The sequence below is a fragment of the Thioalkalivibrio thiocyanodenitrificans ARhD 1 genome (assembly GCF_000378965.1).
Lineage (GTDB): Bacteria > Pseudomonadota > Gammaproteobacteria > Ectothiorhodospirales > Ectothiorhodospiraceae > Thioalkalivibrio_A > Thioalkalivibrio_A thiocyanodenitrificans.
This window is the reverse complement of the sequence record NZ_KB900536.1, coordinates 2,773,291-2,784,786: the sequence shown is the minus strand read 5'-3', so window position 1 is coordinate 2,784,786 and position 11,496 is coordinate 2,773,291. Positions and strand designations below refer to the sequence as shown.

Annotated in this window: 14 protein-coding genes; 13 read left to right on the top strand and 1 reads right to left on the bottom strand. The window is 66.2% G+C overall.

The window, feature by feature from the left end; all coding sequences use genetic code 11:
* The 6 genes from THITHI_RS0113175 (at nucleotide 1) to THITHI_RS0113150 (ending at nucleotide 5,021) form a co-directional block, all read left to right on the top strand.
* Nucleotides 1-606 (top strand): TlpA family protein disulfide reductase, encoded by a 606-nt coding sequence (locus THITHI_RS0113175; RefSeq protein ID WP_018233578.1) that lies wholly within the window; start codon nucleotides 1-3, stop codon nucleotides 604-606.
* Between the two features lie 306 nt (nucleotides 607-912).
* Nucleotides 913-1,356: a type II 3-dehydroquinate dehydratase gene (gene aroQ / locus THITHI_RS0113170; protein WP_018233577.1), complete on the top strand. Its 444-nt coding sequence runs from the start codon at nucleotides 913-915 to the stop codon at nucleotides 1,354-1,356.
* A gap of 7 nt (nucleotides 1,357-1,363) precedes the next feature.
* Entirely contained in the window at nucleotides 1,364-1,816 is a 453-nt protein-coding gene (gene accB, locus THITHI_RS0113165; RefSeq protein WP_018233576.1) for an acetyl-CoA carboxylase biotin carboxyl carrier protein, read from the top strand.
* Nucleotides 1,816-3,162 (top strand): acetyl-CoA carboxylase biotin carboxylase subunit, encoded by a 1,347-nt coding sequence (gene accC, locus THITHI_RS0113160; RefSeq protein ID WP_018233575.1) that lies wholly within the window; start codon nucleotides 1,816-1,818, stop codon nucleotides 3,160-3,162. Before accB ends, accC begins: the two co-directional genes overlap by 1 nt.
* A gap of 83 nt (nucleotides 3,163-3,245) precedes the next feature.
* Nucleotides 3,246-4,130 (top strand): 50S ribosomal protein L11 methyltransferase, encoded by an 885-nt coding sequence (gene prmA, locus THITHI_RS0113155; RefSeq protein WP_018233574.1) that lies wholly within the window; start codon nucleotides 3,246-3,248, stop codon nucleotides 4,128-4,130.
* Between the two features lie 132 nt (nucleotides 4,131-4,262).
* On the top strand, nucleotides 4,263-5,021 hold the full coding sequence (locus tag THITHI_RS0113150) for a class I SAM-dependent methyltransferase (protein ID WP_018233573.1): 759 nt from the start codon (nucleotides 4,263-4,265) through the stop codon (nucleotides 5,019-5,021).
* A 361-nt stretch (nucleotides 5,022-5,382) separates the two neighbouring features.
* Here THITHI_RS0113150 and THITHI_RS0113145 read toward each other — a convergent pair whose 3' ends face one another.
* Nucleotides 5,383-5,991: a methyltransferase domain-containing protein gene (locus tag THITHI_RS0113145; protein WP_232199423.1), complete on the bottom strand. Its 609-nt coding sequence runs from the start codon at nucleotides 5,989-5,991 to the stop codon at nucleotides 5,383-5,385.
* A gap of 274 nt (nucleotides 5,992-6,265) precedes the next feature.
* On the opposite strand from THITHI_RS0113145, the gene THITHI_RS0113140 reads away from it, so the two are divergent.
* The 7 genes from THITHI_RS0113140 to fis all read left to right on the top strand — a co-directional run bounded on the left by THITHI_RS0113140 (nucleotide 6,266) and on the right by fis (nucleotide 11,477).
* On the top strand, nucleotides 6,266-6,682 hold the full coding sequence (locus THITHI_RS0113140) for a MarR family winged helix-turn-helix transcriptional regulator (protein ID WP_018233571.1): 417 nt from the start codon (nucleotides 6,266-6,268) through the stop codon (nucleotides 6,680-6,682).
* A 39-nt stretch (nucleotides 6,683-6,721) separates the two neighbouring features.
* Entirely contained in the window at nucleotides 6,722-7,927 is a 1,206-nt protein-coding gene (locus tag THITHI_RS0113135; protein ID WP_018233570.1) for an MFS transporter, read from the top strand.
* A complete protein-coding gene (locus THITHI_RS20620; protein ID WP_018233569.1) occupies nucleotides 7,924-8,064 on the top strand; it encodes a hypothetical protein in 141 nt (46 codons plus the stop codon). Before THITHI_RS0113135 ends, THITHI_RS20620 begins: the two co-directional genes overlap by 4 nt.
* Before the next feature lie 6 nt (nucleotides 8,065-8,070).
* Complete coding sequence (locus THITHI_RS0113125) at nucleotides 8,071-9,075, top strand: zinc-dependent alcohol dehydrogenase family protein (RefSeq protein WP_026186336.1); 1,005 nt, start codon at nucleotides 8,071-8,073, stop codon at nucleotides 9,073-9,075.
* Between the two features lie 113 nt (nucleotides 9,076-9,188).
* Nucleotides 9,189-10,142 (top strand): DUF3426 domain-containing protein, encoded by a 954-nt coding sequence (locus THITHI_RS0113120; RefSeq protein WP_018233567.1) that lies wholly within the window; start codon nucleotides 9,189-9,191, stop codon nucleotides 10,140-10,142.
* 100 nt (nucleotides 10,143-10,242) lie between these two features.
* The gene (gene dusB, locus THITHI_RS0113115) at nucleotides 10,243-11,229 is read left to right on the top strand and encodes a tRNA dihydrouridine synthase DusB (protein WP_018233566.1); all 987 of its coding nucleotides are present in this window, start codon (nucleotides 10,243-10,245) and stop codon (nucleotides 11,227-11,229) included.
* The gene (gene fis / locus THITHI_RS0113110) at nucleotides 11,226-11,477 is read left to right on the top strand and encodes a DNA-binding transcriptional regulator Fis (protein ID WP_018233565.1); all 252 of its coding nucleotides are present in this window, start codon (nucleotides 11,226-11,228) and stop codon (nucleotides 11,475-11,477) included. The genes dusB and fis overlap by 4 nt, the downstream gene beginning before the upstream one ends.
* Nucleotides 11,478-11,496: the final 19 nt, after the last annotated feature.

Sequence of the window (11,496 nt, the reverse complement as noted above, 5' to 3'; positions counted from 1 at the left end):
ATGCATACGGCCGCACCCACCTCACGCCCCCGGCGAAGCACGGGCCTGAGCCAGCCGGCCTTTCTGATCCTGCTGGTGGTGGTTGCCCTGCTGGCGGGCATGGGCGGATTCGGGTTCTACCACCTGACGGGCACGGCCCCCGAATCCGCCCCGCTGCGTGCCGAGGCACCGCGCAGCGGGGATGTGAAGGGCACGATGCGCCCGGACTTCACCCTGCCGGACCTGGCCGGCGAGTTGCGCCACATCGGCGACTGGGACGGGGACGTGGTGCTGGTGAATTTCTGGGCAACGTGGTGCCCGCCCTGCCTCAGGGAGATGCCCGCCTTCGTGGAAGTACAGGATGCCTACGGGGACCGGGGCGTGACCATCGTGGCCGTGGCCATCGACGATGAACAGGCCGTGCGCGATTTCGCGGACACCCATGATCTGAACTTCCCGGTGCTGCTCGGCCAGTCCGGCGGCATGGCAGTGACCCGTGACTACGGCAACCGGCAGGGCGCCCTGCCCTACAGCGTCCTGCTGGGCCGCGACGGCAGGATCCGCTTCGTCCAGGCAGGTGAATTGCACAAGGACACCCTGGAGCGGGAACTCCGGCCGCTGCTTTGAAAGGCGATTCAAAGTTCAAAGTTCAAGGTTCAAAGGGGAAACCGTTTCGGCTCGCGCCGAGGCCCGGTTGGCCACCCCCTTGAACCTTGAACTTTGAACCTTGAACTCTGAATGCCCTTCTATTCCTCGTGTCGTAATCTTTCGGCCAAATTCCGCGATCCGGCGCCTATCTTCCGCGTCTACCGCCCTTCCGTCCGATGCTCACTGGACACCCCCAAAAGCATCAGGCACAATGCCATGGCCTACCGGACAAACTGCATAAACAAACAAGTTTCCGGCTCATTTCCCGAAGTTTCGTGAAAAATCATGGCAAAGTTACTGGTTCTCAACGGCCCCAACCTAAACCTTCTCGGCACGCGGGAACCCCACATCTACGGGACCCGGACGCTTGCCGAGATCTGCGACGGCCTGCGTGAACAGGCGAGCAACGAGGGCCACAGTCTGGAGGACTTCCAGTCCAACGCGGAGCACGAACTGGTGGACCGCGTGCACCGGGCCGGCAAGGAAGGCATCGACTTCATCCTCTTCAATCCCGGCGCCTTTACCCACACCAGCATCGCCCTGCGTGATGCCCTGCTGGGCGTGGCCATCCCCTTTATCGAGGTGCATCTCTCCAATGTGCACGCCCGGGAGGACTTCCGGCAGCATTCTTTCCTGTCCGATGTGGCGGTGGGTGTGATCACCGGACTCGGACCCAAGGGATACGAACTGGGTTTGCAGGCAGCCATTCACCTGACCAAGAAGAACTGACCACTCCATGGATATTCGAAAGATCAAGAAGCTGATAGAACTGCTGGAGGAATCCGGCATCAATGAGATCGAGATCCGTGAAGGCGAGGAATCGGTGCGCATCACCCGCAGCGCGCCCGGCAACCAGCAGGCCTTCATGATGCCGCCCCAGATGGCCCCGGCCGCACCGGAGGCCCCGGCGCCGGTATCCGATGGCCCGGGGCCCGTCGAGCCCGCGACGCCGGACGGTCACACGGTGATCGCACCCATGGTGGGCACCTTCTACCGGGCCGCCTCGCCGGGTGCCAAACCCTTTGTGGAGGTGGGCCAGTCCATCTCCGCCGGTGACACGCTCTGCATCATCGAAGCCATGAAGATGCTCAACCAGATCGAGGCCGACAAGGCGGGCGTGATCAAGGCCATCCTGATCGAAAACGGCCAGCCCGTGGAATACGGCCAGCCGATGTTCATCATCGAGTGATGTTCGACAAGATACTGATTGCCAACCGGGGCGAGATCGCCCTTCGCATCCTCCGGGCATGCCGCGAGATGGGCATCCAGACGGTGGCCGTGCACTCGGTGGCGGACCGGGACCTCAAGCATGTGCGCCTGGCCGATGAGTCCGTGTGCATCGGGCCGGCCAGTTCCACGGAGAGCTACCTGAACGTCCCCGCCATCATCAGTGCCGCCGAGCTCACGGACGCCGGGGCCATCCACCCGGGCTACGGCTTTCTCTCCGAGAACGCGGATTTCGCCGAGCGGGTCGAGTCCAGCGGCTTCGTGTTCATCGGTCCGCGCGCGGCCACCATCCGGCTCATGGGTGACAAGGTCTCCGCCAAGGACGCCATGATGAAGGCCGGCGTGCCCTGCGTGCCCGGCTCCGTTGGGGCGCTTGGCGATGATCCGGACGAGAACCTGCGCACGGCCCGGGAAGTCGGCTACCCGGTGATCATCAAGGCCGCCGGCGGAGGCGGCGGGCGCGGCATGCGCGTGGTGCACACGGAAGGGTCGCTGCTGAGCGCCATCAGCCTTACCCGCAACGAGGCCCGCAACGCATTCAACAACGACATGCTGTACATGGAGAAGTACCTGGAGCACCCGCGGCACATCGAGTTCCAGGTGCTGGCCGACGAGCACGGCAACGCGGTGCACCTGGGCGAGCGCGACTGCTCCATGCAGCGCCGCCACCAGAAGGTGCTGGAGGAGGCGCCGGCCCCCGGCATCACCGACGAGGAACGCATGCGCATGGGCGAACGCTGCGCCCAGGCCTGCCGCGACATCGGCTACCGCGGCGCGGGCACGTTCGAGTTCCTCTATGAGAACGGCGAATTCTACTTCATCGAGATGAACACCCGCGTGCAGGTGGAGCACCCGGTCACCGAGATGGTCACGGGCATCGATATCGTGCGCGAACAGATCCGTATCGCCGCCGGCCAGCACCTGAGCTTTTCCCAGGACGAGGTGGTGATCCGCGGCCATGCCATTGAATGCCGCATCAACGCCGAGGACGCGCGCACCTTCGTGCCGTCCCCAGGCACCATCACCCAGTACCACAGCCCCGGCGGTCCGGGCATCCGGGTGGACACCCACATCTACAACGGCTACCGGGTGCCCCCCTACTACGATTCCATGATCGGCAAGCTGATCGGCTACGGCTCCACCCGCGACATCGCGATCGCCCGCACCCGCGGCGCACTCTCCGAGATCGTGGTGGAAGGCATCCGGACCAACATCCCCCTGCAGCGTGACCTGCTCAACGACGCGGCCTTCCGGGCCGGCGGCACGGATATCCATTATCTGGAGAAGAAGCTCAAGGCAGAAGGATAGGACGGCGCGGAGGCAGGATACAGGTTAAAGGCAAGGGGCCTTTTCCTGTATCTTGCCTCTTTCCACTTGCATCCGGCGCCCTCATGTACAAACTCAAACTCACCGTTGCCGGCGACCAGGTGGCGTCCGTCGAGGACCTGTTCCTTGAACTGGGCGCCCTGTCCACGTCACTGGAGGATGCCGGTGATCACCCCCTGCTGGAGCCGCTGCCCGGCGAGACCCCGGTCTGGCCCGAGGCCGCGGTGAGCGGGCTGTTCGGGGAAGACGTGGAAGCCGCATGCGTAATGCTGTCGCTGTGCACGCGGCTGGCCGTGTCCCCCGAAGCCATCACGCGGGAAGACGTGGAAGACCGGGACTGGGTGCGGGCCTGGATGGACGATTTCAGGCCCATGCGTTTCGGTACAGGCCTGTGGATCTGCCCGACGGGCTTCGAGCCCCCCGACCCGGACGCCGTCAACCTGCTGCTCGACCCCGGTCTCGCCTTCGGGACCGGCACCCATCCGACAACCGCCCTGTGCCTCGAATGGCTCGACGCCCATCCGCCGGTGGACGCCACCGTCATCGACTACGGCTGCGGCTCCGGCGTGCTGGCCATCGCCGCCCTCAAGCTGGGCGCCCGCCACGCCGTGGGCGTGGACCTGGATCCCCAGGCACTGACCGCCACCCGGGACAACGCGCGGCGCAACCGCATTCCCGATGCCCAACTGCCCGTGTATCTCCCCGGGAGCCTCGATGCGGCACCGGCAGACCTGGTCATGGCGAACATCCTGAGTGGGCCGCTGGTGGACCTGGCACCGGCGCTGACCGGGCTGGTGCGGCCTGGCGGGCAACTGGTCCTGTCAGGGCTCCTGGCGCAGCAGGCCGGGGACGTGGCCGCCGCTTATGCCCGAGGGTTCACAATGAAAGAGCCGGTGTTCAGGGAGGGATGGGCGCTGTTGGAAGGCGAAAGGATGAAGGATGAAGGATGAATCCGTCGGGGCGCGGCGGGTGAGACACGTCGCGTCCGCAGCCCGGGGGTCGGGCGGCGACTTTACTGCCGCTCATGCCGGGTCACGGAGATGCGCTCAGGCGTGATCCGTATCATGCTCCGGAGAGCCGTCATGCACGGAAACAAGTGGCTTAGCTATGGTGAACTCGCGTGGACCGAAACGATCCTCGCGTCTCCTGCGGTGCAGGCGGAAGAGACCGGACACTATGTGGATCTCCTGAAAGAACATGCCAGGACGGGGATCCACACGCTGCTGCATCTGGGCTGCGGCGCAGGCGGCAACGATTTCACTTTCAAAGAGCACTTCAGGGTGACGGGGGTGGATATCAGTGAAGGGATGCTCGAGATCGCGAGACGGACCAATCCGGAGCTCACCTACGTGCATGGCGACATGCGCAGCATCGATCTGACCGAGCGCTTTGATGCCGTGGCCATCCCCGATGCCATCGACTACATGGTGACACTGCAGGATTTGCATCGTGCGATTGCCGTGGCCTGCAGGCATCTGAAGCCCGGCGGCGTACTGCTGATCGTTGCAAAGACGCGCGAAGCGTTCCGGGAGAACAACTTCTGTTACACGGGCACCAAGGGCGACATACAGATCACCCTCTTCGAGAACAACTATATCCCTCCGGACAACCCTTCAATCTATGAGGCGACGCTGGTCTACCTGATCAGGGACCAGGGGAGACTGGGCATCCATACTGATCGCCATACATTGGGGCTTTTCGGGCAACAGGCGTGGCTTGCCGCGTTGGCGGATGCCGGCCTGGAAGTCCGGCAGGCCGGACTGGACGGCCTCTACGATCCGTTCATCCTGGGCAAGGCGGCATACCCCATGCGGGCATTCATCGGCATCAAGCCGGCGTGACCCGGAATCCATCGCGGGCGCGTAGCGCCAACGTCGGCCATGGCCACCAGCCATTCTGAACTGACGGGAGACTGCGAGGCGCCGGACGTCGACGCCGGATGCGCGGCCCTCACCCGGCCGGGAGGGGGCCGCGGATTGGTTCAATCCGTCACCGGCCGGAGGTCAACCCACGGCCCCTCTGATTCCGGCGCGGTCAATCCTTGAAGGCGATGAAACTCGCACCGCGCACACCAAACTGGCGCGCCGTGTCCTCCTTGCTCGTGCCGGCAAACGAATCGAAATAACCGACGACCTCCGCGCGCGAAAAACCTGCCTCGGACAGTGCCGCGAGATAGCCTGCAGACTGCAGAGCTCCCGCGATTCAGCCGACCCAGAGTTCAATATCGTTGCGCGCGGCGGCCGACAGCTCGGCCTCGATCACGATATCGGCGAACTGCACGCGCCCGCCGCGACGCAGGACCCGATAGAGTTCGGCAAAGACCTGCGGCTTTTCCGGGCTGAGGTTGATGACACCGTTCGAGATTGCCACATCCACGGATTCGTCATCGACCGGCAGTCGGGAGATGTCGGCCTTTTCGAAGCGCACATGATCCATGCCGGCGGCGGATGACCCCGCCCTTGCCTTCTCGAGCATGGCGTCGGTCATGTCGAACCCGATCACCTCGCCCCGCGCCCCGACCTGCCGGCCGGCCAGCAGGCAGTCCATGCCGCTCCCTGAGCCCAGATCGATCACCCTTGCTCCGGAGGGCAGTGTACCGGCAAGGTAGGGATTGCCCACACCGGCGAACGGCGCGGTCACGAAATCCGGCAGTTCGCCGAGTTCGGCCCGGTCGTAACCGAGCACAGATGCCGCGTAATCCGGGCCGCGATGAAAATGAAAGTCGCCGCCGGGCTCTTCCGCAACGCGCCCGTAGGTCGTTCGGATCTCGTCCTTCAACCGTTCCCGGTCGAACGTCAAATCACAAGCCATATCCATAGTCGTCCTCCTGGTGCTCAGACCTCCTTATGGTTTTAAAAGCCCGGTCGTCCGGGCGGCGGGTCGTCGCATCCCCCCGGTTGCCGCGGATCCGGCGACGAGCCCATGGCCGGAAGCGCGCTTGACGCGAGCAACCGCCACCCGGTGAGCGTAGGCGCACTGTGCACGTTTGGCAATCGGGTGGCTGCGGTCATCGGCGCCCCATCGACCTGTTGCGTGCCGCGGGATCATCTGGCGAGATCGGGCATTTACGTGTATATACACGCAAATGCTACCGACCCTGTGCCATTGCACCCGCCTGCGACGGGCCGCGCGTCTGGCCACCCGTATCTACGACGAGGTGCTGTCCGGATCGGGGCTCAAGGTCACGCAGTACTCGCTGATGCGGGCCGTCGAGCGACTCGGAGAGGCCTCGATCAGCGAGTTGGCCGAGGCCACCGGCCTCGAGCGCAGCGCGGCGGGGCGCAACCTGCGGCCCCTGGAGCGCGACGGGCTGGTGGCGATCACCGGTAGTGACGACCGGCGCTCGCGCACCGTCCGACTGACCGCCGCCGGCCGAAAACGGCTCGATGGCGCAAAACGGCGATGGCTCATGGCGCAACGGAGGCTGGCAGCGACGCTCGGAGAACAGGATCTGAACGCGCTGTCCGGGCTTCTGGACCGGCTCCTGAAACATGCCGACTGACCTGTATACCGACAGCCGCACATGCACCGGGGTTGCGGAATGAGGCCGGCCGGACTGCGCACACCCCTCGTCGTACTGGCGGCCGGATCCCTGGTGCTGTGCATCTCACTGGGGATCCGCCATGCCTTCGGACTCTTCCTGCAGCCCATGTCCGTCGACATGGGTTGGGGACGTGAGGTGTTCTCCCTGGCCATTGCGGTACAGAACCTCGTGTGGGGCGTTTCACAGCCCTTCGCCGGCCGGCTCGCCGATCGCTATGGTTCGTCCCGCATCGTGCTGGCCGGCGCGGTGCTCTACGTCGCCGGACTTGCCATGATGGGACAGCCGGGCAGCGGGTCGGCCCTGATCCTGAGTGCCGGCGTGATCGTGGGACTGGGCCTGAGCGGCACCACGTACCCGGTGATCTACGGGGCGATCAGCCGGGCCGTGCCGCCCTCGCAACGCAGCGCGGCCTTCGGCATTGCCATGTCCGTGGGGTCCTTCGGCCAGTTCGTGTTCCTGCCGCTGACCCATTCGCTGATCACCGGCCTGGGCTGGGCGCAGAGCCTGTGGCTGCTCGCCGGCGTGGGCCTGCTGATCCTGCCTTTGGCCCTGGCATTCAGGGAGCCGGCCGGCAACGTGCGGCCGGTGGCGATACCGCTGCGCACCGCGCTCGGGGAGGCGTTATCCCACCGGGGGTTCTGGTTGCTGTCCCTGGGCTTTTTCATCTGCGGCTTCCACGTGGTGTTCATCGCGACCCACCTCCCCGCCTATCTTGCGGACAACGGCCTATCCCCGGCCGTTGGCGCCACCGTGCTCGGCCTGATCGGACTGTTCAACATCGCCGGTTCCCTGCTGGCGGGATGGTGGGGCGGTTTTCTCAGCAAGCCGCTCATGCTCTCCGGGATCTACGCGCTTCGCCTTGTGGTCATCGGCGCGTTCTTCCTGGTGCCCATGAGCGAATGGACCGCTTACGCCTTCGGCGCCCTGATGGGCCTGCTGTGGCTCAGCACGGTACCGTTGACCAATGGCGCGGTGGCCACTATTTTCGGGGTGCGAAACTTCGCCATGCTGGGCGGAGTCGTGTTCCTGTTCCACCAGCTGGGTGCCTTCGCGGGCGGATGGCTCGGCGGTTATGTCTATGACGTAACCGGCAGTTACCAGACGGTCTGGCTGATCACCGTCGGTCTCGCCGCGGTGGCGGCATTGCTCAACCTGCCCGTACGTGAGCAGGCACTTCACCGAACCGCCGGAGAGCGCACATGACGACACCGGGTTCACGGCTCCTCATCGCCCTCGGCGCGGTTGCCGCTTCGGGTCTCATGGCCGGCGCCGCCTTCGCTGCCTATCGTTCCCCGGGCATGGCGCTTGCTTACATCCACATGCTGCCCGGGTGCCTGTAGAACGCCATGAAAGCCATCCTCATGACTGCCAGGGGCAGCGCGGACGAAGTCCTCGCCCAGAGTGACGTCCCTGAACCCCGTCTTGCCCACGGACACGAGATCCTGGTGCGCATCCAGGCCGCCGGAGTCAACCCCGTGGATGCCAAGCAGCGCGTACGCGGGCCATACAAGAGCGGCGAGATGCCGGTCATTCTCGGTTGTGATGCCGCCGGCGTCGTGGAGGAAGCCGGGACCGACTGCGAGCGTTTCGCCCCCGGTGACGCGGTGTACTTCTGCTCCGGCGGCATCGGCGACGCCCCCGGCACCTATGCCGAGTACACCGTGGTGGACGAACGCTACTGCGCACGCAAACCGGATTCCCTGAGCTTCGTGGAGGCGGCGGCCGCACCGCTGGTGCTGCTGACCGCGTGGGAATCGCTCTTTGAACGCGCCCGCACGGCGAGCGGCCACCGGGTGCTGATTCACGCCGGGGCGGGCGGTGTGGGGCACGTGGCCATTCAGCTCGCCCGCGAGGGCGGCGCCCGCGTGGCGACCACTGTCGGCAGTCCCGAGAAGGCCGCACTCGCGACAGAACTGGGCGCCGAGGCCCCCATCCTCTACAAGACCACGGATTTCGCCGCAGCGGCGCGCGACTGGACAGGGGGCACCGGGGTGGACGTTGCACTCGACGTGCTGGGCGGCGAGACCTTCACGCGCACCTTTGCGGCGATGCGCCCGTACGGGGAGCTGATCACGGTACTGCAGCCGCCCCCGGACACCGACTGGGCCGAGGCACGGCTGCGCAACCTGCGCATCGGGCTGGAACTGATGTTGTCCCCCATGTACTACGGGATGCACGGGGAGCGCATGCGGCAGGCGGCGATTCTCGAACGCTGCGGTGCCCTGTTTGATGCCGGCCGCCTGCGCGTGGTGGTCAGCGACACCTTCCCCCTCGCCGAGGCCGCCCGGGCCCACCGCGCCATCGAGACCGGCTCCACCACCGGCAAGCTCGTGCTGGTCTTCAACGACTGATCCGGCATCAGCCGGCCACCGTACGGCGGGCACCAGGCCCGGGGTGAAACCTCCGCCCCAACCGGATACCATCCTTGCCACTTGCCACTTGCCACTTGCCACTTGCCACTTGCATGTACACACAGTGCACCCATTGCGAGGCCGTATTCCGGGTCACCACCGCGGAGCTGACCGCGTCTGACGGCAACGTGCGCTGCGGGGAATGCGGGCAGGTGTTCAACGGACTGGAGACCCTGAGCGTACTTGCACCGCAAGGCGCGGACACGGGATCCGCGTACCGCCCCGGACCCGACACCCTGGACTTCACCTGGCCGGATACGCGGCAGGATGACGGCCCGAAACCAACGGTCGAGGCCCATGACCCGGACCCCCCGCCCGACCTTCCCGTGGCGGTCGATCCGCCCGCGCCCGTCTCGCCCGAACCGGATGCCGCACCGATGCTGGGGGCCATCCACCCGGCCAGCCGCGCCGGCGGAGAGCCGCCCCCCCCCGGGGATGCCGCCCCGAAGGAACCGGAGGGCGCGGGAACACCGGACCGGGTGCCCCTGGTGATCCGCGACGAAGTGGCATCCGCCGCGGCCCCGCGCAAACCGCGATATGTGCTGGGCACCCTGTCCCTGGGGGTGCTCAGCCTGATGCTCATCTCCCTGCTGGCCGGCCAGGTCATCTACCACGAGCGCAACCGCCTGGCCGCCTACCCCGAGGTCTCCCCGCTGCTCCAGTGGATGTGCAATCGGCTGGACTGCGATCTTCCGCCGCGGCGCGATCCGGACGCCTTCCGGCTCAGCAACCGCAACATTTACTCTCATCCCAATACACCCGGGGGTCTGATGGTCCAGGCCACGCTGGCCAACCAGGCCGACTTCGCCCAACCCCATCCCCTGGTGGAACTCAGCTTCCGGGATCTGCAGGGTGAACTGCTTGCCGTACGGCGTTTCGCGCCGGAGGAGTATCTGCAACGCGGCGGACAGACCGGCCAGGTCGCGCCCGGCGATCAGATCCATGTGCACCTGGAGATCGAGGACCCCGGCCCACGGGCCGTCGCCTACGAGTTCCGCTTTCACTGAATTTCCTGATGATTCTCACCCTGCCGGCCGGTTCACGCTTTAACCCGGGGGGCAGTGTCGTTATCATGCCTGTTCATTCCGCACACCCCCCGGCCCCGCGATGCTGCGCATTGGTGACCACACATTGCCGCACGGTCTGATCCTCGCTCCCATGGCGGGGGTCACCGACCGCCCCTTCCGGCTGCTGTGCAGACGCCTGGGCGCGGACATGGCCGTATCGGAAATGGTGACCGCGAACACCCGCCTGTGGCATACGCCCAAGTCCCGCCGGCGCATGGACCACGAAGGCGAGCCGGACCCGGTGAGTGTGCAGATCGCCGGCGCAGAGCCGGCCATGCTGGCCGAAGCGGCGCGGCGCAACGTGGACAACGGCGCACGGATCATCGACATCAACATGGGCTGCCCCGCCAAGAAGGTGTGCAACAGGGCCGCCGGCTCCGCCCTGCTGGGCGACGAGATCCTGGTCGGGCGCATCCTGGAGGCGGTGGTTGCCGCCGTGGATGTGCCGGTCACACTCAAGATACGTCTGGGCCTGGATCGGGACCGCCTGAACGCCCTCGGCATCGCCCGCATCGCGGAACAGTCGGGCATCCGGGCGCTGGCGGTGCACGGGCGTACCCGGGCCTGCCGCTTCACCGGCCCCGTGGACTACGACGCCATCGCCGCCGTGAAACGCCACGTCAGCATCCCGGTCATTGCCAATGGCGACATCACGACCCCTGAACAGGCCCGGACCGTGCTGGAGCGCACCGGAGCCGACGCCCTGATGATCGGCCGCGCCGCCCAGGGGCGGCCCTGGATCTTCCGGGAGACGGCCCACTTCCTGGCCACCGGGGAGCACCTCCCCGCCCCCGGCGCCGACGAGGTCTCCACCCTGCTGCGCGAGCACCTGGAGGGCCTGTACGCCCTCTACGGGGAGCACACCGGCGTGCGGGTGGCCCGCAAGCACATCGGCTGGTATCTGCGTGCCCATCCCGATGCCGCGCGATTCCGCCCCGGCATCATGGCCGCCGAGGACAGTTGCACACAGATGCGCCGGGTGCAGGCGTGTCTCGGGCGGATCGACGGGGAGGCCATGGCGGCATGAGCCAGCGCATCAACGGCGAGGCGGAACCTCTCTCCAGGGCCGTGCATCAGTCCCTGGAGGATTACTTTGCCCGCCTGGACGGCCATGAACCCGACGGCCTGTTCCGCATGGTGATGGACGAGGTGGAACGTCCCCTGCTGGAATGCGTCCTGCGCCACTGCGACGGCAACCAGAGCCGCGCCGCCCAGTACCTGGGCCTCAACCGCGGCACCCTGAGAAAGAAGCTGAAACAGCATGGCTTAAGTTAGAAGTGTGAATTGGGAGGTG